The organism is Empedobacter sp. UBA6745, from assembly GCF_002453775.1.
Taxonomy (GTDB): Bacteria; Bacteroidota; Bacteroidia; order Flavobacteriales; family Weeksellaceae; genus Empedobacter; species Empedobacter falsenii_C.
The window spans coordinates 62420-86750 of the sequence record NZ_DKHL01000050.1 but is presented as its reverse complement, the minus strand read 5'-3'; the positions used below and the strand labels follow the sequence as shown (position 1 = coordinate 86750).

The window sequence follows — 24331 nt, the reverse complement described above, 5'->3', positions numbered from 1 at the left end:
TAATTATTCAGCGTCTTTATCTTTTTTTGCTGTTGTTTTTTTAGCAGCAGTTTTTTTAGCTGGTTTTTCTTCAGCGTCTTTTTTGTCAGCAGCCTTTTTAGCAGGAGCTTTCTTTTTTGGTTTTTCTTCCACAACAACTTCTTCTGTAGCTTCTACTTCAGCAACAGGAGCTTCTTGTGCTTGTTGAGCAGCCATTGCAGCTTCTACAGCAGCTAAGTCGATGTTTAATAATCCGTTTTTGTGTAAGATATTATACCATTGGAATAATTTTTTCAAATCAGAATCATAAACTCTTGAATCGTCATATTCTGGTAAAACTTCTTCCATATATTTACGCAAATCTGCACCAGAAGTTTTGTAATCGATCGTTTCTCCTCCGTTTTCTTTTTTGTAAATTCTGAAGAAAACTTCAGCCAAAGGAAATTCTTGTGATACTCCGTAGATCGCAACGTTGTCTAATAAACTAACATTGTAGTTAGAAGCGATTGAGATTTTTTTACCTTTTTCTAAATCTTCAACAACAAAACCACCTCTTGTTTGAGAAACTAAACGGTATAATCCTGGTTTTCCTGAAATTGCGATAACTCTTGATAAATCCATATTCTATTATGTTTAAGGGTCTATGAAGGGAATTTCATTTTGTAACTCGTGTTTACTTTCCCTTTTGTTATATTTTTTAATTTATTACTTATTAATTTCTTTTTAAAGCTCGAAATATAGTCAATAAAAAGCTTTCCTTCCAAATGATCGTATTCGTGTTGAATAACTCGAGCGCGAATATCCGAAAAAGTTTCGGTATGTTTCACCCAATTTTCATCAAAATATTCTAAAGTTACCGATTCTGGACGTGTTACATCTTCGTGAATGTGAGGAATACTCAAACATCCTTCTGTAAAAGCCCATTCATCACCTTCAGAACTACTGATTTTTTTTGGATTGATGAAAACTCGTTTGAAATCTTTTAATTCATCTTTTACATCATCATAATCTTCATCTTCTTCGAAAGGCGAGCAATCAACAACAAATAAACGTATATCTTTCCCGATCTGAGGCGCTGCGATACCAACTCCGTTAGAGTCATACATTGTATCGAACATATTTTGGATCAGTTCTTGTAAATTTTTATAATCTTGATCGATTTCTTGTGAAACTTTACGCAAGACAGGATCTCCGTAAGCTACAACTGGTAATACCATTTTCTGATCTTTTTTTATTAATTTAACGGCAAAGATACAATTTGTTATAGTTTATGTGATAAAAATGATTGTAAAATTATTACGGCACTCACTTTATCGACCATTCCTTTTTCTTGACGTTTTTTCTTTTTCATTCCTCCAGCAAACATTGCTTGAGAAGCCATTTTTGAGGTAAACATCTCATTTTCACGATGAATTTTGATCAACGGAAATTGTTCAGAAAATTTTTTCAAAAAAGGTTGAATTTGATTTTCAATCTCATTTAATTCTCCTGAAAAACGAACAGATAATCCAACTACAAGGTCAGAAACGTTTTCTTTCTCGATATATTGTTTCAAGAAATCCATCAATTTTGATGTATCAATTGTATCAACTGGCGAAGCTATAATTTGCAATTCATCGGTTACGGCAACGCCTGTTCTTTTTCCTCCGTAATCTAACGCTAATATTCGTGACATTTGGCAAATTTAAAAAAACGATTCAATAATAAATAATCTCTATGAAATCCCTTGATTATAATTTTTATATTTGTGGCTATTATTAATAAAGATGGAGAATTTAAAACAAATCATAGAAAAAGCTTGGGACAATAGAGAATTGTTACAAGAAGAGTCAACACAAATTGCAATTCGTGAAGTAATTGAGTTAATCGATAACGGACAATTACGTTGTGCAGAACCAGTTGGAGAAGATTGGCAAGTAAACGAATGGGTGAAAAAAGCAGTTGTAATGTATTTCCCAATTCAGAAAATGGAAACTTTAGAAGCTGGAATTTTTGAATACCATGATAAAATGGAATTGAAACGTAACTACGCTGAAAAAGGAATTCGTGTTGTTCCAAATGCTGTTGCTCGTTATGGTGCGTATATTTCTTCGGGAGTTATTTTAATGCCTTCTTATGTAAATATTGGTGCTTATGTGGACGAAGGAACAATGGTTGATACATGGGCTACTGTAGGTTCTTGTGCTCAAATTGGGAAAAATGTTCACTTATCTGGTGGTGTAGGAATTGGTGGAGTTTTAGAGCCATTGCAAGCTGCTCCAGTAATTATCGAAGATAATGCATTCATTGGATCTCGTTGTATCGTTGTAGAAGGAGTTCGCGTAGGAAAAGAAGCGGTTTTAGGAGCAAATGTTGTTTTAACAGCATCGACTAAAATTATTGATGTAACAGGTGACGAACCAATTGAAATTAAAGGTTATGTTCCTGCTCGTTCAGTAGTTATTCCAGGTTCTTACACGAAAAAATTTGCTGCAGGTGAATACCAAGTTCCTTGTGCATTAATCATCGGAACTCGTAAAGAATCTACAGATAAAAAAACTTCATTAAACGATGCATTGCGTGAGCATAATGTAGCGGTTTAATTAGAATAAAATTTTATAAAATATAATCCTCAGCAGTTTTGTTGAGGATTTTTTTATTTTCGAATCAAACATATTTTAGTAGTTTTGCTTTATAACTATGTTTTATGAAAATTTTGATTATCCAACACAAGATGATAGGCGATGTTTTAATCACATCATTGTTGTGCGAAAATATCAAAAAAGCTTATCCAAATGCTATTGTTGATTATTTAATCAATAGTAATACTTTGCCTGTTTTAGAGAATAATCCGTACATCGATCATAAAATTGTTTTTGACGAAAAAGAAAACAAAGGCTTGATGAATTTGATTAAATTCTCGAAAAAAGTTAATCAAAATAGATATGATATTGTAATTGATGCTTACTCAAAATTACAGAGTTGGGTGGATGTTTTTATCAATAATGCACCAAAAAAAATATCATATAAAAAGATTGGAAGAACGTTTTTGTATACAGATAATGTAGAAAAACATGACGAACCAAATTCATATTTAGGTTTAGCAATCGAACATCGTTTGTCTTTATTGAAGCCTTTAGGAATTGAAACGCCTTTGGCTACAGAACCAAAATTATATTTAACAGAAGAAGAAATAAACTTTGCGAAAGATTTATTCACAAAACATCAAGTTGATTCTACTCGTAAAACGGTTATGATTAGTTTGCTTGGTTCTGATTCTTCAAAAACTTATCCGTTGAATGAAATGGCAAAAATGGTTGATTTTATTGGTCAACATTATAATGTCAATATTTTATTCAATTATTTTCCGAAACAGTTACCGCAAGCAAAAGAAGTATATAATCAATTATCTGATGAAACCAAATCGAAAGTTTATTTTGAATTGTTGGGTAATGATTTGCGCGAGTTTATTGCAATTGCAAATGAATGTGATGTGATTGTTGGAAATGATGGAGGTGCAATTAATATGTCCAAAGCTTTAGGGAAAAAATCATTTATTATTTTTTCTCCTTGGATTGATAAAAAAGTTTGGGCAACTTTCGAAGATGGAATTAATCACACAAGTGTTCATTTGAAAGATTATTTTCCTGAAAAACTTGGAGATTTAAACAATCGTCAAATAAAAAAACAAGTTGATGAATTTTATTCAATATTTGATTTCGAGTTGTTTAAAGAAAAGTTAGAAAATTTTCTAAACAATAACTCATTGGATAGGCAATTAATAAGTAATAATAACGTTGAAATAGAAACTAAAAAAGAATATTCTATAGAATCAATGTCTACTAAAATTTCAGCTTTACTGATTACTTATAATGAAGAAAAAAATTTACATCGTTATTTAAATGATGTAGATTTTGCTGATGAAATTATTATTATTGATTCTTTTAGTACCGATAAAACAGAAAAAATTGCTCGTCAAAATCCTAAAACTAAATTTGTAAAACGTAAGTTTGATAATTTTACGAATCAACGTAATTATGGACTTTCTTTGGCAAAAAATGATTGGGTTACTTTTTTTGACGCAGATGAAGGAATCCCACTTGAATTAAAAAAAGAAATTGTTTCGGTTTTTAATCAGCAACCTACTTTTGATGCATATTTTGTTTATCGAAAATTTTTTTTTAATAAAAAACATATAAAATATTCGGGCATGCAAAATGATAAAGCTGTTCGAATTTTTAAAAAATCTAAATCTCAATATAAATCAGATAGAATGGTTCATGAGATTATAGAATGTAATGGTAGAACAGGTTATTTAACAAACAAACTTGATCATTTTACATTTGATAATGAACAAGAATATTTAGACAAACTAAATAGCTATTCTCGTTTGCGAGCGCAAGAGCTTCGTCTTAAAAATTTGAAACCAACATTTTATCATTATACTATAAAGCCTGCTTATCGTTTTTTTAATTATTTTGTAATGAGACTTGGTTTTTTAGATGGAAAAGATGGTTATACAATAGCGAAACTACACGCAATTTCTGTTGCTAATCGCTATAAATATTTAGACGAAATTTATAGAAAAGAAAATCAAAACTTAGGTTAAATAAAGAAGTTTAAGATTTTATTATACATTTGTCATACATTAAAAATAATATAATGAAAGCATATGTTTTTCCAGGACAAGGTGCTCAATTCTCTGGAATGGGTAAAGACTTGTACGAAAATTCTGAAATCGCAAAAGAGTTATTTGATAAAGCAAACGAAATCTTAGGATTTGATATAAAATCAATTATGTTTGAAGGTTCTGCAGAAGACCTAAAACAAACAAAAGTTACACAACCAGCAGTTTTTTTACATTCTGTTATTTTAGCGAAAACTTTACCAGATTTTAAACCGGAAATGGTTGCAGGACATTCTTTAGGAGAAATTTCTGCTTTAGTTGCAAATGGAACTTTAGATTTTGAATCTGGATTAAAATTAGTGTACAAGCGTGCTTTAGCAATGCAAGCGGCGTGTGAAGCTAATCCATCAACAATGGCTGCAATTTTAGGATTAGAAGACAAAATTGTTGAAGATGCTTGTGCAGAAATTGATGGCGTTGTAGTGGCTGCAAATTACAATTGTCCAGGTCAGTTAGTGATTTCTGGAGAGATTGAAGCGGTTAATGTAGCATGCGAAAAGTTGAAAGAATTAGGCGCAAAACGTGCTTTAGTTTTACCTGTTGGTGGAGCTTTTCATTCGCCTTTAATGAAACCTGCAGAAGAAGAATTAGCAAAAGCAATTGAAGAAACAACATTCAATACGCCAATTTGTCCAGTATATCAAAATGTAAGTACAACTGCTGTTACAGATCCTGCAGAAATCAAGAAAAACTTGATTGCGCAATTAACTGCTCCTGTAAAATGGACGCAATCTGTACAAAATATGATTGCTGATGGTGCGACTGAATTTATTGAGGTTGGACCAGGAAACACTTTACAAGGTTTAGTGAAAAAAATAAACAGAGAAGTAACGACTTCTTCGGCACAAATCTAAACGAAATGAAAACATACCGTTCCAATGGAAAATTATTCCTTATCGGGGAATATATTGTAATTGATGGAGCGAAAGCATTTGCATTGCCCACGAAATATGGGCAATGTTTGTTTGTAGAAAATTCATCAGAAACAGAAAATTTAATCATTTGGAAAGCAACGAAATTTGATAATTCTATTTGGTTTGAAACTGAAATTAGATTGAATGATTTAGAAATAATTTCTTCTACAAATGATAAATTAAGTCAATCATTACAAAATATTTTAAAACAAGCTAAAACTTTAAATCCTGATTTTTTTAATTCTAATAATAGTTATCAATGTTTAACGAAGTTAGAATATTCGCAAGAATGGGGATTGGGAAGTAGCTCGACTTTGATTGATTTAATTAGTCAATGGATTGAAATAAATCCTTTTGAATTGAATAAATTGACTTTTAATACAAGTGGTTATGATATTGCGTGTGCTCATCATCATCAACCTATTTTATTTTCAAATAATCCTATTGAAGTTGAAGATTTAGAATTGAATTGGAATTTTAAAGATCAACTTTATTTTGTTTATCTTAATCAAAAGCAAGATACGCAAGCTGTTGTTGGAAATCATTATAAAAACAAACCAAAAGATTGGAAAATGATTCAGGATCTTTCTGATTTGGTTGTAAAAGCAACTAAAGTTGAGAATTTAACTGATTTAGAATCTATTTTGGATGAATATCAAGCTCAGTTAAGCAATTTTATGCAAATTCCACAAGTTAAAGAATTGTATTTTCCGGATTATTTAGGAACTGTAAAAAGTCTTGGTGCTTGGGGAGGAGATTTTGTTTTAGTGACGTATAGAGAAGGAATGCACGATTATTTTAAAGAAAAAGGATATGAGATAATTATTCCATTTTCTGAAATGATAAAATAAAAAAAGCAGATTTGATTTCAAATCTGCTTTTTTGTTATTATTTTTTACCAATCATGGCTTTCAATTTCTTTTTTCGAGCTTGTTTTGTTTGAAATTTATGTTGAAATTCTTGTGTTTTATTCCACATTTCTTCAATTACTTCTTGTTCTGGTTTATTAATAAGTTTCGCATATTCTTTTCCCATAATTTCTATCATTTCTTTTTGAGGAGTTAGACGAGAAAAATTTTTAATTCGAATATCAAAACTCATTGAATTGTGAAAATTCATGCGATTTAAATCAACCAAATAAAACTCATATTGATTTTCTCCAACTTGCTTAATTAAAGTATTTCCAGGAGAATGATCTAAAAATTCAATTCCAGCTTCATGCAAATCAAATGTGAATTTTGTAAATTGTTTCAAGATTTCATTTCGATTTTCCCAAATCGGAATTTCGACTAATTCACGATAAGTCAAATCAGCTTCAACTAATTCACAGAAATAGTAACTATCATTAAAATTTATAAGGGTTTTATTTTCTACAAAAGCAATTGGATATGGTGTCAAAAATCCTAAACCAATCAATCGTTTTGCATATTCATAAGATCGTTCAGCTTTTGATTTTCTGAAAAATCGATATACAAATTTATTGACAATATTCGGAATTTTGAATGATTTAATCGTAGCAATTTTACCTGATTCTAATGTCTTTTTTTTGATAGAATTTCTTGTGCCTTTTGCAATATAATCGTCAATCAAGTCAAAATTGTCAAGAATGGATTTGATTTCAGTTTGCGTGGTTTTATAATTATTATTTACGACAATTTTCTGTGTCATTTTTCAAAATATTATAATTAATATAGAAAAAATCTATATTTCATTTTAATCTGTCAAAGATATGTCTATTTTTGTTGAAAATAAGGACAACTTAAAACAAGTTTTTTTAAAATTTTAGAACCTAACTTATGGTAAAAAAAATTCTTTTAGAATCTCATAATCTAAAGAATCGTGCAACTGGTTTCGGAGTTTTTAATTACGAATTGATTAAAGCTCTTTCTAAATTAAATTTTGATGATCAAATTTATTTACTTTACAAAAAACCTGAAGATTTAAGGACTGAATTTGGTACTAAATTTCATTATAAAAAATATTATAGTTTAATGCGCAATCCGTTTTTCAGAACGCGTGAAAAGTATGATGTTTGGCACTCCTTAAATCAAAATATAAAAGTTGAACCTTGTCATAAACCAAAAAAATATGTTTTGACGATTCATGATGTTAATTTTATGGAAGAAAATTCGCTTGATTATAGTCCAAATCACATTAAATATTTTAAAGAAAAGATTAAGCGAGTAGATGTTATCACATTTATTTCTGAATATGCAAAGAAACAAACTATGCAATATTTTGATATTTCGGGAATAGAAAATACAATAATTTATAATGGAAATTCAATTTCAGAAATTATAAATTGTGATGATTTTCAATCTCCATTAGATATTTCAAAACCTTATTTTTATACGATTGGAGCTTTTCTTGAAAAGAAAAATTTTGAATCACTTGTAAAAATGATGAAATTTTTACCAGATTTTAATTTGATTATTTCTGGGAATTGTACGAATGCCTATGGTCAAAAAATAAAAGATTTAATTGCTAAAGAAAAATTAGAAAACCAAGTTTTTTTATCAGGTAAAGTTTCTGAACGAGCAAAGCAATTTTATATGCAAAATTGCGAAGCGTTCTTATTTCCATCAACTGGAGAAGGTTTTGGTTTGCCTCCCTTAGAAGCGATGAGCTTTGGAAAACCAATTATTTTATCTGATAAAACGTCTTTACCAGAAATTGGTGGAAAAGATGCGTTTTATTGGAATGATTTTGAACCAGAATATATGAAAAATGTAGTGGAAGATGCGTTAAATCAATACAATCAAAATTCAGATTATTTTATAGAAGCTTATATCAAAAGAGCTGGAAGTTTTAGTTGGGATAAAGCGGCAAATGAATATCTAAAGGTCTATGAAATCTAAAATCTATTTTGCGATAAATAATATTTCGAAGAAAATCGACTTCATTCAACTTTCCTACAATACCTTTGCACTCAAATTTATAAAACAAATAAAATGTCAGATATAAACGAAATTGTAGCCAAACTAAAACAAGGAGAAACAATGCTTTATCCAACAGATACAATTCTTGGATTGGGTTGTGATGCGAAGAATGAGGCTGCAATCGAAAAAATTTATCAGATAAAAAATCGCCCTTCATCAAAATCGTTGATTATTTTAGTTGACTCACCACGCATGTTACAAAATATTGTTGAGGTGCCAGAATTAGCTTGGGATTTGATTGATTTGAATGAAAAACCTCTTACAATTATTTACGATAATCCAAAAGGTTTACCACAATCGTTAGTTGCAGAAGACAATACAATTGCTATTCGATTAACAGACGATTTGTTTTGTAAGAAAATCATAGGGAAATTAGGTGGACCAATTGTGTCTACATCGGCTAATTTATCAGGAGAACCTTCTCCAAAAGTGTTTTCGGAAGTTAATCCTACTATTTTAGAGCGTGTTGACTTTTATCCAGACGAGACAAAAACCTTTGTGCCTCAGTTTACTGCATCAACGATAATTAAATTAGGTCTAGATAACGAAGTAAAAGTTATTAGAGAGTAGTTTTTTATTTCAAAACATATACTTTTGCAGAATGAAAATCTTAGAAGCCGTATCAAATCCAATTTTTAATAATGTAGCAGAAGTTGCTGATGAAATTAATCAAGAAACTTATGTAGTTGGTGGATTTGTACGCGATTATTTATTGAATCGTGGTCAGAAAAAAGACATCGATTTTGTAACAGTAGGAAATGGAATTTTATTGGCTAAAGAATTAGCTAATAAATTAGGACATACATCACAAGTTTCAGTTTTTAAACGTTTTGGAACAGCAATGTTCAAATATAAAGACACAGATTTGGAATTTGTAGGTGCACGAAAAGAGAGTTATTCAGAAGATAGTCGAAAACCACATGTAGAAGACGGAACGTTGGAAGATGACCAAAAACGTCGTGATTTTACAATCAATACATTGGCAATTTCGATGAATAAAGAGAATTTTGGTGAATTAATTGATCCTTTCAATGGAGTTGAAGATTTGAATAATAAAATCATCAAAACTCCTTTAGAGCCGAATGTTACCTATTCTGATGATCCTTTACGCATGATGCGTGCGATTCGTTTTGCAGCTCAATTGGATTTTGAAATAGAAAAAAAATCTTTTCAGGCAATAATTGATAATGCAGAACGTATTAATATCGTATCTTTTGAACGCGTAATGGATGAGTTTCAGAAAATTATGATGACTGACAAACCTTCGGTCGGATTATTGTTGTTGGAACAATCAGGATTAATGCAACATATTTTACCAGAATTGGTTGCGTTAAAAGGAATCGAAGAGGTTGAAGGTCAGAAACATAAAGATAATTTTTATCATACGTTAGAAGTCGTTGATAATATTTCTGTCAACACAGATAATGTTTGGTTACGTTGGGCAGCGTTGTTGCATGATATTGGAAAAGCTGTAACAAAACGTTTTGATAAAAATGTAGGTTGGACATTTCATTCGCATGAATTTGTTGGATCAAAAATGGTATTAAAATTGTTCAGACGATTAAAATTACCATTAGGACCGCAAGTAAAATATGTTCAGAAGTTAGTCATGATGAGTTCTCGACCAATTGCTGTTGTAACAGACGATGCTACAGATTCGGCATTACGTAGATTATTGTTTGATGCTGGAGAAGATTTCGACGATTTAATTACGCTTTGCAAAGCTGATATTACAACAAAAAATGAACGTAAACAAAAACGTTTCAAACAAAATTTTGAAGTTGTAGAACAAAAAATAAAAGATGTTGAAGAACGTGATAAAGTACGTAATTTTCAACCACCAATTACAGGTGAACAAATAATGAAAATATTTGATATTCAGCCAGGAAAAGAGATTGGAATCTTAAAAAATGCCATCAAAGAAGCAATTTTAGAAGGCGAAGTAGAAAATAATTATAATTCTGCATTAGAATTTGTAATTAATATGGGAAAAGATTTAAATTTGGAACCGAAAAATATTTAGAAAGTGATATATAAAATTCGTGTATTCCTTGATGCAAAAGAGGATGTTTTTAGAGACATAGAAATTAAAGAGAAGCAAACATTATTCACATTGTACAAAGGTATTATTAGTGCTTTTAGTTTACAAGGTGAGGAGTTGGCATCGTTCTATGAAGTAGATGAAGATGGAAACCAAACAAAAGAAATTCCTTTAGAGGATATGTCTGATGATGGAACTGATGAAACAATGGCTGATTTTTATATCAAAGAAGCTTTTGCTAATCAAGGAGATCGTATGGCTTTTGTATATGATTTTATGGAAATGTGGACATTTGTGGCTGAATTAATTTCTGTAGAAGATAAACCAGCTGTTCTTAATTATCCATTAACGGTTTACCGTTTCGGTTCAATGCCTCTTAAAGCGCCTAAAAAAGACATGATGGTTGATTTAGACGATGAAGAAGATATTGATTTTGCAGAAGATGCTGAATTAAATGATTTACAAATCGACGAAGATTTAGACGTAGACGATTTATAAAAACTACAACTAATCAACTTATATATCAAAAAATCTGAATGGCAACATTCAGATTTTTTTTGTGCTATATATAAACCATTTGATAATTTTTTTACTTCCTCAACCAACCATTTTTCCGTAACTTGCATCTACTGATAAAAGAAAGAATCTATGAAACAGCTACTGTTTTTATTATTAATTTTAACCAATTCGATGCTTATGGCTCAATCCCCAACGATTGATCAAAAGTGGAAAGAAATTGACCAACAAATGCAAAATGGTCAATTCAAGTCTATCCAACCAAAAATTGATGAACTAAAAGCTTTATCAAAAAAGCAAAATAATCAACAAAGTTATCTGAAAGCTTTATTTTATGAAGCAAAAATAAAAGTCGCAACTTCTGATGAAACAGATGATGTAAACTTCGTTTTTGATTTGTTTAAAAAGGATTTAGATGAAAAACCAACTGTCAATAATGCGATTGTTTATTCATATTTAGCCGAGTTATATCAATTGTATTACAACGAAAATCGTTGGAAAATCAATAGTCGTACAAATGTCGAAAATCAAGCAACAAATGATGTGAGATTTTGGACAGAAGAAACATTCAATAAAACGATTAACGATTATTTTTCTAAATCAATTCAACCAAAAAATGAATTAATCAATGCAAAATCTCAAGATTATAAAATGATTTTGAATCTTGCTGAGGATAAGAAAAATGCGCAACAACAATTGGATTTAACGCCAACTTTGTATGATGTTTTAGCGAAAAAATATATCAATTATCTGAATCAGAATAATGAAAAAGATAAAGCAAATCAATTGCTTACTGATTTAGTTCAATTGAATACACAAAAAAATAACGAAAATGCTGTTTTGTACAATGAATTGGTTTTAATTGATTCAAAACATGGTTCAACTTCGATTCAAGAAATTATTAAACAAAAAGAATCTTTAGCAACAAAATATCCAAAAGCGTGGTATTCATCTTATGTGTACGCAACTTTAGCAACAGATTATTATGGTTTGCAAGAAGATAAATTGGCTAACGTAAATAAGATTTTTGAGATACAACAAAAAGTTGCGAAGCTTTATCCAAATTCGGAGGAATTAGAGAATATAAATAATTTAGTTTCGAAGATCAAATCGCAAGAATTAAGTGTGCAAGCCGAGAAATATATCAACGAAAATCAGAATACTCCAATTCAATTAACGCATAAAAACTTATCGCAAGTTTTTGTAAAAGTTTTCGCTTATAATGAAGGTTTTGATGGAAAACAGAAAATACAAGCGTTAAACGTTTACAACGAAAATCGAATTTCAGAAGCGCAAAAATTTCTGAATAGTTTAAAAGTTGTTGATCAATATACAATTGATGTCAAATCGTTTGAAGATTATCAAAATCATTCAACAATAGTCAAATTAAATCCACTAAAATCTGGTCGTTATATTGTCCTTTTTTCGAATAATTCTGAATTCAAAATCAACACAAAAGACGATATCGATTATTTGGATATAATGGTTTCGAAATATGCGATAAACTCGCTGAATGAAAAGGTTTCGGTTGTGAATCGTGAAACTGGAAAACCAGAAAGTAATGTTGCGGTTGAGTTTTCTAATTTGTCAGATTATAATAAAAAGGAATTTAAAATTTTAACTTCGAATAAAGATGGAATAATCACTTTTCCTGCGACTTGGAGAAACTTTCAATATCGTGTAAAAGACGAACATACTATTTATTCAACGTATTACTACGATTACGATCGTTATGATGAAGATGATGATTCTTCTGTCAAGATTTTCACAGATCGTGCGATTTATCGTCCTGGACAAACGGTTTATTTCAAAGGAATTTATTATTCATCGAAAGATAAAACCCGAAACGTCATTCCAAATTCTAAATTGACGATTGCTTTGTTTGATGTCAATGACAAAGAACTTTCTAAAATTGATTTAACAACAAACGAGTTTGGATCTGTAAATGGAAGTTTTGTGTTGCCAAGTTCTGCTTTAACAGGGAATTTTTCGATTAGAGCTATTAACGAAGATGGTTATTATTCATTCAAAGTGGAAGAATATAAACGTCCAAAATTCAAAGTTGAAATAGAGAAAAATAAAGGTGTTTATAGTTTAAATGATAACGTAAAAGTAGAAGGAAAGGCGATTGCTTTTTCTGGTGCTAATATAGATAATGCAAAAGTTTCGTATCGTGTTTATCGTCAAGAAATTTTTACGTTTTGGCCTTGGTATCGTTCAATTCCAGCAGGTCGTGGAGAGCGAGAAGAAATTACGTTTGGTGATACAACGACTGATGCAGAAGGAAAATTTAATTTTGAGTTTGTCGCAAAACCAGCTTCGGAGAAAAAGAAAGATGAGGTAAGAACGTACAATTATTTTATCGAAGTAAATGCAACAGATATCAATGGAGAAACGCAGTCTGAGTCTTCTTCGGTAAAAGTTGGTGATACGAGAATGTCGTTGAATGTGGCTGTTTCAGAGAAAATAAAAGCGGACGATTTGAAAGCTTTCAAAGTTGAAGTGAAAAACTTGAATGATGAAAAATTAGATGGAAAAGGTCATCTTGAAATTTATTCGTTAAATGCACCAAAAGAAGTTGTTCGTCGTCAAAAATTCACAACAGATTATAACTTTTATTCGAAAGAAGAATTCAAAAAATTGTTTCCGAATGAGCCTTATGGCGATGAAATGAATCCAAAAACATGGACAACTAATCAAAAGGTTTTCGAAAGTGATTTTGATACAAAAGTTTCTGATGAAATAAAATTCAATCAAGCGTCAAATTTAGAAGAAGGTTATTATGTCATTAAAGGTTTTGTGTTAGATGGAACGCAAAAAGTTGAGGTGGATAAATTGGTTTATGTTTCGAATGAAAAGAAAGCAAATGTAATTAAAACACTTTTAGCAGTTTCGCCAAATCAATCAACTTATCAGCCAAAAGATGTTGCAAAAATTGAATTCAAATCGGGTTCTAAAAATATATTTGTGTATTATGAAGTAGAGGCGAATCAAACAATTATTGAGAAAGGTTTCTTGGATTTGAGCAAAAAATCAATCGTTGAAATTCCTATCAAAGAAGAATATCGTGGTGGAATTTATGTGAATTATGCGATGACGAAATTCAATGATGTGCAAACCGGAAGTCTTAATTTGGCAATTCCATTTACGAATAAAGAACTAAAAGTTACGGCTGAAGTTTTACGTGATAAATTGACGCCAGGCGCAAAAGAAAAATGGCAACTAAAAATTGAAGGGCCAAATAAAGATAAAGTTTCGGCTGAGGTTTTAGCAAGTATGTACGATGCTTCGTTGGATCAATTTGCGTCGAATTCGTTAGATTTTAATGTCTATAATTTTACGAATTCAAGAAGAAATAATCCATTTAATTTGTATCAATTTTATTCAACAAATCCTTCTCGAGCAATTTATTATCGTACAAATTATGATTTTTATGCAAGAGGATATGCAGGATTAGATCTTAATTTATTTGATTTTGGATTTGACCAATATCGTATGAATCGTATGATGAGAAAATCTGTTGCAGCATTAGCAAAGAAAGAATATGAAGAATATTTAAAAATGCCTGCTGCTGAGGCTGATTTAGAAGGAGTTGATGTAGCATTGAAAGGTAAAGTAGCTGGTGTAGTTACAAATTCTGATAATTTTATTCGTGGAGCCTCATCATTACAAGGAAATGAAAATGCACTTTATGTAGTAGATGGAGTTGTGTATGATAAAATGCCAGAACTTAATTCAGATGATATTCAATCAATTAATGTATTGAAAGGAGAAGAGGCGACTGCATTATATGGAGCAAGAGGAGCAAATGGAGTAGTGGTAATTACAACTAAAAAAGGAGCAAACGCAGCTTTAGATAACGTAAAAGCGCGCACAAATCTAAATGAAACAGCTTTCTTTTATCCAAGCTTAAAAACGGATGCAAAAGGAAATGTAATTATAGAATTTACAACGCCAGAAAGTTTAACGGAATGGAAATTCATGGCAATTGCGCATACACCAGACCTTAAAACAGGTTATTTAGAACAAAATGTTCGTACGCAAAAAGACTTGATGGTTGTGCCAAATATGCCACGTTTTTTACGCGAAGGTGATCAAATTTCGGTTTCGTCTAAGATTAATAATTTATCAGATAAGGTATTAAATGGTTCAGCGAAATTGATGTTGTTTGATGCGTTTACTAATCAACCAATTGATGCGCAATTTAAGTTGACAAATGCAGTTCAGAATTTCTCTGTTGCAAAAGGAAGTTCGGATCAAGTAACGTGGACAATTGATGTTCCGAAAAACGTACAAGCGGTTGTTTATCGTGTGGTGGCTTCGGCTGGAGATTTTTCTGATGGAGAGGAATCGGCTTTACNNTGACAAATCGTATGATGATGACAGAAACATTGCCGATTTATGTAAAAGAAGGTCAAAAGAAATCGTTCCAATTTGAGAATATGATCAACAATAAATCGACTTCTTTGGATAATTTCAAATTAACGTTCGAGATGACAACGAATCCAATTTGGTATGCGATTTTCTCGTTGCCTTATTTGCGCGAATATCCTTACGAATGTGCTGAGCAAGTGTTCTCGCGTTTATATGGAAATATGATTTCGGAGAAAGTGATTAATTCGAATCCAAAAATTAAAGCTGTTTTTGATGATTGGAACAAAAAAGGTGAATTGAAATCGAAATTACAATTGAACCAAGACTTAAAAAACATCATTTTAGAAGAAACGCCTTGGGTAAAAAATGCGGAAAGCGAAGAAGAGCAAATGAAACTAATTGCGGTTTTATTCCAATTGAATCAAATGCAAACGGAAATGAAATCGGCTTTCCAAAAATTATCGGATAAACAACAATCAAATGGTGGCTTTGCTTGGTTTGACGGTGGTCGTCCAAACGAATATATCACAACGCATATTGTTTCTGGTTTCGGAAATATGAAGAAAATGGATGTGAATTTCAAAGCGTTTGAAATAGATGTGAATCCATTAATCAGAAAAGCAATTCAGTTTATTGATGATGAGAATTTGAAACGTTTCAAAGAGTTCAAAAAAGATCAAAAATCATTCAAAGATGTTACGTATTCAGACGGTTTACATTATTTATATGCGCGTTCTTTCTTCTTAGAAGATTATCCAATGACGAAAGAGTTAGAAGAAATGAAAACGGCGATGTTAAAGAATTTGAATGATACAAAACTTGATTTATCGTTGCAACAAAAAGTGATGGCTGCAATTGTGATGAATCGTTTCCAGATGCAATCTGCTGCTAAAATTGTTGTGAATTCAATCAAAGAAAAAGCAGTAGAATCGGATGAAATGGGAATGTATTGGAAAGAAAATCAACCTGGTTGGTTTTGGTATCAAGCGCCTGTAGAAACACAATCGTTGTTAATTGAAGCGTTTGATGAAGTGACAAAAGACGAAAAGTCAGTAGAAGAAATGAAAGTTTGGTTATTGAAAAATCGTCAAACAAATCAATGGAATTCGACAAAAGCAACGACAAAAGCGGTTTATGCTTTAATGAATTTTGGGAAATCTTGGATAGATGCTGATAAAGGAATCGAAGTGAAGATTGGAAATCAAAAATTTGATTTAGATAAAAATTCGCAAGCTGGTTCGGGTTATGTAAAAACTTCTTGGAACAAGGAAGAAATTAAACCAGATATGGGCAAAGTTGAGGTTTCAAAAACTTCTCCAGGTGTTGCTTGGGGTGCAATGTATTGGCAATATTTTGAAGATTTGGATAAAATAAAATCTGCTGAAACTGGAATCAAGTTCAACAAGAAATTATTTGTTAAATCGAATTCTGCAAATGGTCCAATTCTGAAAGAAATTACAACGTCAACGCCAATAAAAGTTGGTGATATTGTAACTGTTCGTTTAGAGATTTCGGTTGATCGTAACATGCAATTTGTACACATCAAAGATATGCGAGCAAGTGGTTTCGAGCCTGTGAATGTGCTTTCTGGTTACAAATGGAAAGGAGAATTTGGTTATTACGAAAGCACGCGCGATGCAGCAACCAATTTCTTTTCGGATTATATGAGAAAAGGAACTTACGTTTTCGAATATGATTTGAAAGCGAATAATGCAGGTAATTTCTCAAACGGAATTACATCGATGCAGAATATGTATGCACCAGAATTGAGTGCGCAAAGCGAAGGAATTCGTGTTGAGATTAAATAATCAATTCAAATTAATAAATCTAAAAAGAGCTGAGAGTAATCTTAGCTCTTTTTTTTTGAGTTATGAGAGGTTTATCGTTTAACCGCAAAGAATAAAGGATCATATTGCATAAAGCTTAAAGTGTTCAGCGTATAATAATGAATTATGCGAATTTCGCAAAACGTATCGCTTAAAGCGTTCAGCGTATCACGTTTTTATTTATCTTTAAAATCAAATAACATGAAATGAAGAAAACACTTCTATTCAATATTGTACTCATTCCTTTTATCGGAGTTGCGCAATTGCAAACCATTTTTCAATCTAAAATAGATTCGATTTATGAGAAAAATAAAGACGCTGTAGGAATTATTGTTCATGTTGAAGCGCCAAAACAAAATATTTCGTGGAGTTATGCAAAAGGAGTTTCGGATATTAAAACGAATAAAGTTTTAAATCATCAACAACCGGTTTTAATCGCAAGTAATACCAAACCTTATGTGGCTGTTGCAATTTTGAGATTAGTAGAAAAAGGTCAAGTCACAATCGATCAACCAATCAAGAATTTGTTGTCTAAGAAGACTCTTAAATTGCTCGAAAAAGATGGTTATGATTTGAATACGATTACAGTCAAACATTTGTTGTCACACACTTCTGGAATACAGGATTATGTCGATGATGCGTATTTTGAATTAGTCAATCAGCGTCCGCAATATAAATGGACAAAGGAACAACAGATAAAGCGAGCCATGGAAATTGGCGCTCCACAAAAAGTTGGAGAAAAGTTTAGTTATGGAGATATCAATTATTTGCTTTTAGCAGAAATTATTGAGCAAAAAACACATCAACCTTTTTATAAAGCAATTCGAGATTTGTTAAAGTATAAAGAATTAGGTTTGACACAAACGTGGTTTATCGATTTGGAGAAATATCCACAAGAAACGCTTCCGCTTGCTCATCAATACGCAGATAAATATAATTGGGATTCGTATGATTTGAATCCATCTTGGGATTTGTACGGAGGTGGTGGGATAGCTTCTACAGCCAAAGAATCGGCTTTATTTTTTCAGTATTTGTTTGAAGGAAAAATTATTCAGAATAAACAAATTTTAGATTCGATGTCGACGTATGTTTTGCCTTCGGATCAATCTAAATATTGTTTAGGAATTTATCACTTTGATCTAGGTTTTAACGCCTATTATCATGGTGGTTGGTGGGGAACAGATGTGATTTATTCACCAGAAACTAATGCAACAATTACAGTTTTTACTTTACAAAAAGGCTTTCAACATATTATTAATCCTCTTATTGGAAAAGAATTTCAGAAGTTGTTGTTGAAGAAGAGTTAACCAAAAAGACTCGCTACAATTTGTAGCGAGTCTTTTTTTTATTAAATAGAAGTATCTTACTTTTTACTGTCTTGTGCTCCAAAAACCTGCTGTAACAATGATGTTGTACGCAACGCTTTATTTCCACGAATTCCTTCTTCTTTTTCTGCAACCATGTTAAACACACCATTTATTGTTTGTTGTGTTACATATGCATTCAGATTTGGATCAATTTGGTTTCCAGTTAACGTATTGTATTTTGTAATCAAATTATTCCAAACTTTATCCGCACCAACTTTTCCCAAAGAAGCTTCCACTTTTGGTTGAAAAGCCTTTGTTAAATCAGATGTTGTTTTTAGTTTTAAATAATTTGTAGCTGAATTATTTCCTCCTACTAGAATATCTTTCGCATCTGTAATTGTCATTGATGTTACAGCATTTACGAAAATAGGAGCAGCTTCAGAAACAGCATCTTCAGCAGCAGAATTCAATAATTTGATTCCTTTATCCGCCAAACTTCCCATTCCCAAAGAACGCAAAGTTTTTTCTACATTTTGTAACTCTTCTGGCATCAAGATTTTCGCAACTGAATTATTGTAAAAACCATTCTTTTGACCCAATGATTTTATTCCGTCCGTTAATCCTAATGACAAAGCTTCTTTCAATCCAGAGGCAACAGTTGCGTTAGATAAACCATTTAACTTTGTTAAGGATTCAGCAGAAATTGTTTTAGATTCAGTTGAACTATTTACAACTTTTACAGTTGAATTATTTTGCGTTGTCGGTTGAGTATTTACTTTTTCGATTTCTTTTTTTAACGTTCCAAAAATTGATTGTAAATCTTGTGCTTTTGCATTTACTGCAAATGCTGAAATTAATGTTAAACTTAATATGATCTTTTTCATTTAGATTTTTTCTAAAAAATATTTTAGTCCTTAATTCAATTATCTGACCAAAATTTAAAACTCACTTACAAAATGCAATTTCACTGATGGAAATTTGTCTTGTGTCATTTGAATTGTAAAAGCAGAATCTGCTAAAAATACCAATTGATTGAATTTATCTCTTGCTAAATAACGTTGTTTAACACGTTTGAATTCTAAGAATTCTTCTGATTTTTCATCTTCAACTTCTACCCAACACGCTTTGTGAACAGAGAAAGGTTCGTAAGTCGCTTTTGCACCATATTCGTGCTCCAAACGATATTGAATAACTTCGTATTGTAGTGCACCAACCGTTCCGATAACTTTACGATTGTTCATTTCTAATGTAAATAACTGCGCAACACCTTCGTCCATTAATTGATCAATTCCTTTTTCCAATTGTTTTGCTTTCATTGGATCAGCATTGTTGATGTAACGGAAATGTTCTGGCGAGAAAGCTGGAATTCCTTTGAAAGAGAATTTTTCACCTTCCGTCAATGTATCACCAATTCTAAAGTTTCCTGTATCGTGTAAACCTACAATATCACCTGCAAAAGATTCGTCAACCACTTCTTTTTTATCAGCAAAGAAAGCATTTGGCGCAGCGAATTTCATATTTTTACCTTGACGAACATGGAAATAGTTGGTATTACGTTCAAATTTCCCAGAAACGATTTTGATAAACGCTAAACGGTCACGGTGTTTTGGATCCATATTTGCGTGAATTTTGAACACGAAGCCAGAAAATTTATTTTCATAAGGTTCAACAATTCTCAAATCTGTTTCTTTAGATTGAGGCGTTGGAGCGATATCAACGAATGCGTCTAACAACTCGCGAACACCAAAATTATTAAGAGCAGAACCAAAAAATACAGGTTGTAAATTTCCGTCCATATATTCTTGCATATCAAATTCTGGATAAACTCCATCAATCAAATCAATCTCATTACGAAGATTTTCTGCATAAGTTGTTCCAATTAATGTGTCTAAATCTGGACTTGATAAATCTTCAACTTTCGTTGTTTCAGAAATTTTTTGTTTATTATCTCCAGAAAAAATATTGATGTTTTTCTCCCAAATATTATAAATTCCTTTGAAAGTTGCACCAATACCAATTGGCCAAGAAAGAGGCGTAACCTGTAAGTCTAATTTTTGTTCAACTTCGTCCATTAAATCGAAAGCATCCTTTCCTTCTCGGTCCATTTTGTTAATGAAAACCAACATCGGAATTTTGCGCATACGACAAACTTCTACCAATTTGATTGTTTGTTCCTCAACCCCTTTTGCAACGTCGATTACCACAATCGCAGAATCTACAGCAGTTAGCGTACGGAAAGTGTCTTCGGCGAAATCCTTGTGACCAGGAGTATCTAAGATATTGATTTTTTTTCCTTTGTACTCGAAAGCCAAAACAGAAGTTGCAACAGAAATCCCACGTTGACGCTCAATTTCCATGAAATCGGACGTTGCACCTTTTTTAATTTTGTTACTTTTTACAGCTCCAGCTTCTTGAATTGCACCTCCAAAAAGTAATAACTTCTCTGTTAAAGTTGTTTTACCAGCATCGGGATGGGCGATGATTCCAAAGGTTTTTCTTTTATTTATTTCTTGTTCTAAAGACATCTTAATCAAATTTTCAGGTTGCAAAGATAGTTTATCTCAGTAAAATTAGAAACATTATGGTTGATAGAATATTCTAAAGTAAATTGCGTTATTCTAAAATATATGACGAAAGACGTATGAAAAAGATTTTTTACTTTTTACTGTTGATGATTAGTTGGGTTGTTTGGGGGCAATATCCGACAATTCATCCATTGACTGGAGGTTTTACTTTTACAGGAGAAAAACTAGAAACTCATTTAACTGAATTTACATCAACTACTTCACAGTGTGGGTTTAATTCTGGGAAAATTTATAAATTCTATTCTTTTGAAGCTAATTTTGATATGGTTTTTGCATTTGATTTAACAGCGAAAAAACCAGATTTTAGATTTTTAGTTTGGAAAATACAAAAAGGTAAATTACCTGAAACAATTTTTTATAATGGAGGAACAATAAATGCAGATAGGTCAGTTCAAGGAGCGTCGTTATTAAAAGGAATGAAAGAAGGTGACCCTGATTTGTGTGAAACGTTTTCGGGAGCTAATGGTTATGCTAAAGCATTTGAAGGATCAGAACTTTTGAAAAGAGGTGAGATTGTTGTAATAGCTGTTTATGGAGGAAGTGATACAGAACCTTTTGATATAAAAGTAAATGTAGCTGAAGAGAGAACGATTACAAACTTTAATAATTTATGTTTTGGTCTATCTTATTCAGCAAGTCAAATTTATAATGCTATACAAAGTGATTCTGGTTTTAATGATATAAAATTATTTACAGATAATACATTTAGTACAGAGATCCCGATAGGGACTAGTATAAGTTCAGATACTACACTATATGCGCAAGTAAGAGATTCTTCTGGAAATCTAAAGTTTATTTATACAATTCCGATTACTTTTATTCCGGAACATCAATTTAATTTTAAAACTAATATTGAAACTGAATATGCGTGTACAATAAGCTACACTATTCCAAGTGAAGCAGATTTATTGAAGAAGCTTTTTATTGTAGTAAATACAGATTATTCAATCTCTTCAATAGTTATCGATGGAACAAATTATACACCAGGTCAAAATGTAAATTTAGCAGTTGGTCTAAACACTTCGATGAAAATAAAAGTTCATTACGGAGGCGGTTGTCCAATCGATTCTAATGAAGTTTCAATTCCTTTAGTTCAGGGAAAACCAATTTTGACTGATGATATTTCTGATGCAACTTGTGATTCTTCTTATAAAATAAATTTTGATCGAATTTATTCTAAGTTAGGAAAAGATAAAAATGCTTTTGACGTAATTGTAACCTTAGGCGGTTTACCTATTTCTGATGGACAATCAACTGTAATTACGACAACTTTAACGTATAAAATTAAAATAAAATCAAGAACAGGAGGAGGTTGCGAAAGTGATGAGGTTGATTTTGTAGTTACTAAAACTTCTCCTGCAAAGATTGTAGATGCTTCAATTAATAGAATTTGTTTAGCAGATTTTAATCAAACAGATTTGGATAAAGCCATTCTTATAATCAATCTAGGGAAAATATATAATCTGAGATTTTATAAACAAGATGGAACAGAAATTTTAGAATCAGAATTATTTAATTACATCAAAACAAATAAAATAGGAAAAATCATTGTAAAAGCATTGGCTGTTGATAATGGAAATACAATTTGTGATACAGATGTTGAGTTAACATTTAAATTAGATGAATCGACATTTCAAACTGTAAGTAATATTCCGACTTTAAATTCTTCTTGTTCAGAAGTTGGCTTAGGACATACTTTTACAATTTCTGAAATCGAAGCTTATTTAAAATCGAAATTTGGCAGAACAGATATTACATTTAATGGAATTTCAGATGAATTTCTTACAGATAATCAATCAAAGACAATCACTTTTCAAGTGAAAATAAATGGAGAAGGTTGTTGGTCAGAGGAAATGATATTGAAATTACAAGTCATTACAAAACCTAATGTAAACAACGCCTTGCATGAATTAAAAGCTGATTGTGATGATAAAATTACAATCGATGCACAAGTTTTGATCAATTTATTTGGGTCAAATTCTATTGTTGATTATCATTATGAAATTTTGCATAATAATTCAACACCATTAACTTTCGATGCAAGTGGAAAAGCCAGTGTAAAAGTTCTTTTCAAAAATAAATTAGACAATTCGTGTTTTATAGAAAAAGAAATTATTATCAATAAAAAACAAGATTTAATTATTGATATAGCTATTTTAGAAACGTATATAAAAGATCATCCTATTATTTATTGTGAAGAAGATGATGTAAATGCAAAAAAACAAATAGAAGATATTTTAGATTACATCAAATCAAAATATCCAATTTTAGTTGCGAAATCTACGGTTGACGAAATTTATACGATGTTCAATTCTAATAATGGGTTTGTTGAGATTGTTTTTGAAGATCCAAATTATTGTGGAACAGAAAAAATAAAATTCTATTATCAAAAAAATGCTTTACCAGACTTTGCTATTCCAGCTTCTGCTGAAATCTGTTCTGCTACAAAATATGAGTTAGATTTTGAACAATTAGCAAAAGAGAAAGGATTGGACGTTACTCAATATGATTTTTCGGTTGTTGGAGAAGATGCTATCAAAGTTTCAACTTATCAATATGAATTAGGAGTTGGAGATTATACGATCACAATTAGTAATAAAGATTCGGGTTGTCCGAAAGTGTTCACTTTAAAATTGACAAACTCAGAAACGCCAATTATCAATAAAATTACTATCAATGAAAAGAGCGTTATTGTTTCTGCAAAAGGAAATGGAAAGTTAGAATATGCGTTGTTTGATTCTGTAGGAAATGTAATCGTAGATTGGCAAACAAAGAATGAATTAATTATTCCAGATAATATCAAAAATAATAATTTTACAGTAAGAGTAAGATTGAATAATTGCGGAGTTTCGGAGCGTAAAAATGTTATTTACCTTGCTTTGCCAAATGTTGTAACGCCAAATAATGATGGTTTTAATGATATTTGGCAACCAATGACAAAAGATGGTAAAGTTACTGATACATCAAATTCGTACAAATTGATTATTTTTGACCGTTACGGAAAACAGATATTGTCACAAGAAGGAACAGATATTATAAAATGGGACGGAACGCTGAATGGCAAACCTGTTGCAGATGGAACGTATTGGTATTTGTTAGAGTTCTCGAAGCAATCAGACGATTTGCAAGTTTTATATTCTGGTAGTATATTAGTTAAAAGAAAAATCAATTAATTGATTGAAAA

Annotated in this window: 18 protein-coding genes; 12 read left to right on the top strand and 6 right to left on the bottom strand. The window is 31.2% G+C overall.

What is annotated here, in order from left to right; genetic code table 11:
• Positions 1-3: 3 nt before the first annotated feature.
• Genes B4H69_RS14635 through ruvX form a run of 3 tightly spaced genes read right to left on the bottom strand, consistent with a single transcriptional unit; the run spans position 4 to position 1654 of the window.
• Positions 4-600: a DUF5606 domain-containing protein gene (locus B4H69_RS14635; RefSeq protein WP_180906255.1), complete on the bottom strand. Its 597-nt coding sequence runs from the start codon at positions 598-600 to the stop codon at positions 4-6.
• A 20-nt stretch (positions 601-620) separates the two neighbouring features.
• Positions 621-1196 (bottom strand): peptide deformylase, encoded by a 576-nt coding sequence (gene def, locus B4H69_RS14630; protein WP_114999818.1) that lies wholly within the window; start codon positions 1194-1196, stop codon positions 621-623.
• Positions 1197-1240: 44 nt separating this feature from the next.
• Entirely contained in the window at positions 1241-1654 is a 414-nt protein-coding gene (ruvX, locus tag B4H69_RS14625) for a Holliday junction resolvase RuvX (RefSeq protein WP_038333513.1), read from the bottom strand.
• A gap of 91 nt (positions 1655-1745) precedes the next feature.
• Between ruvX and B4H69_RS14620 the strand changes: the two genes are divergently transcribed.
• The 4 genes from B4H69_RS14620 (at position 1746) to B4H69_RS14605 (ending at position 6410) form a co-directional block, all read left to right on the top strand.
• Positions 1746-2561 (top strand): 2,3,4,5-tetrahydropyridine-2,6-dicarboxylate N-succinyltransferase, encoded by an 816-nt coding sequence (locus B4H69_RS14620; protein WP_114999820.1) that lies wholly within the window; start codon positions 1746-1748, stop codon positions 2559-2561.
• A 104-nt stretch (positions 2562-2665) separates the two neighbouring features.
• Positions 2666-4567: a glycosyltransferase gene (locus B4H69_RS14615; protein ID WP_180906256.1), complete on the top strand. Its 1902-nt coding sequence runs from the start codon at positions 2666-2668 to the stop codon at positions 4565-4567.
• A gap of 53 nt (positions 4568-4620) precedes the next feature.
• Positions 4621-5499: an ACP S-malonyltransferase gene (gene fabD, locus B4H69_RS14610; RefSeq protein ID WP_180906257.1), complete on the top strand. Its 879-nt coding sequence runs from the start codon at positions 4621-4623 to the stop codon at positions 5497-5499.
• Between the two features lie 5 nt (positions 5500-5504).
• On the top strand, positions 5505-6410 hold the full coding sequence (locus B4H69_RS14605) for a GYDIA family GHMP kinase (RefSeq protein ID WP_180906258.1): 906 nt from the start codon (positions 5505-5507) through the stop codon (positions 6408-6410).
• A gap of 37 nt (positions 6411-6447) precedes the next feature.
• On the opposite strand, the gene B4H69_RS14600 is transcribed toward B4H69_RS14605, so the two are convergent.
• A complete protein-coding gene (locus tag B4H69_RS14600; RefSeq protein WP_180906259.1) occupies positions 6448-7227 on the bottom strand; it encodes a lipopolysaccharide kinase InaA family protein in 780 nt (259 codons plus the stop codon).
• A 128-nt stretch (positions 7228-7355) separates the two neighbouring features.
• Here B4H69_RS14600 and B4H69_RS14595 point away from each other — a divergent pair, with 128 nt between their 5' ends.
• The 7 genes from B4H69_RS14595 to B4H69_RS14565 all read left to right on the top strand — a co-directional run bounded on the left by B4H69_RS14595 (position 7356) and on the right by B4H69_RS14565 (position 18562).
• Complete coding sequence (locus B4H69_RS14595; RefSeq protein WP_125350144.1) at positions 7356-8417, top strand: glycosyltransferase family 4 protein; 1062 nt, start codon at positions 7356-7358, stop codon at positions 8415-8417.
• A 93-nt stretch (positions 8418-8510) separates the two neighbouring features.
• The gene (locus B4H69_RS14590; RefSeq protein ID WP_221627900.1) at positions 8511-9068 is read left to right on the top strand and encodes an L-threonylcarbamoyladenylate synthase; all 558 of its coding nucleotides are present in this window, start codon (positions 8511-8513) and stop codon (positions 9066-9068) included.
• A 31-nt stretch (positions 9069-9099) separates the two neighbouring features.
• Complete coding sequence (locus tag B4H69_RS14585; RefSeq protein WP_180906260.1) at positions 9100-10521, top strand: CCA tRNA nucleotidyltransferase; 1422 nt, start codon at positions 9100-9102, stop codon at positions 10519-10521.
• A 3-nt stretch (positions 10522-10524) separates the two neighbouring features.
• On the top strand, positions 10525-11037 hold the full coding sequence (locus B4H69_RS14580; RefSeq protein WP_038333549.1) for an IS1096 element passenger TnpR family protein: 513 nt from the start codon (positions 10525-10527) through the stop codon (positions 11035-11037).
• Between the two features lie 150 nt (positions 11038-11187).
• Positions 11188-15420 (top strand): alpha-2-macroglobulin family protein, encoded by a 4233-nt coding sequence (locus B4H69_RS14575; protein WP_291094643.1) that lies wholly within the window; start codon positions 11188-11190, stop codon positions 15418-15420.
• A 14-nt stretch (positions 15421-15434) separates the two neighbouring features.
• Entirely contained in the window at positions 15435-17237 is a 1803-nt protein-coding gene (locus tag B4H69_RS14570; protein WP_291094642.1) for a hypothetical protein, read from the top strand.
• Positions 17238-17461: 224 nt separating this feature from the next.
• Complete coding sequence (locus tag B4H69_RS14565; protein ID WP_180906262.1) at positions 17462-18562, top strand: serine hydrolase domain-containing protein; 1101 nt, start codon at positions 17462-17464, stop codon at positions 18560-18562.
• A gap of 56 nt (positions 18563-18618) precedes the next feature.
• Here B4H69_RS14565 and B4H69_RS14560 read toward each other — a convergent pair whose 3' ends face one another.
• Together B4H69_RS14560 and B4H69_RS14555 are read right to left on the bottom strand one after the other, a co-directional pair.
• Complete coding sequence (locus tag B4H69_RS14560; RefSeq protein WP_180906263.1) at positions 18619-19446, bottom strand: DUF4197 domain-containing protein; 828 nt, start codon at positions 19444-19446, stop codon at positions 18619-18621.
• A gap of 54 nt (positions 19447-19500) precedes the next feature.
• Positions 19501-21087, bottom strand: a complete 1587-nt coding sequence (locus B4H69_RS14555) for a peptide chain release factor 3 (protein WP_038333563.1) — start codon at positions 21085-21087, stop codon at positions 19501-19503.
• A 116-nt stretch (positions 21088-21203) separates the two neighbouring features.
• On the opposite strand from B4H69_RS14555, the gene B4H69_RS14550 reads away from it, so the two are divergent.
• Positions 21204-24320, top strand: a complete 3117-nt coding sequence (locus B4H69_RS14550) for a T9SS type B sorting domain-containing protein (RefSeq protein ID WP_180906265.1) — start codon at positions 21204-21206, stop codon at positions 24318-24320.
• The last annotated feature ends 11 nt before the right edge of the window (positions 24321-24331 follow it).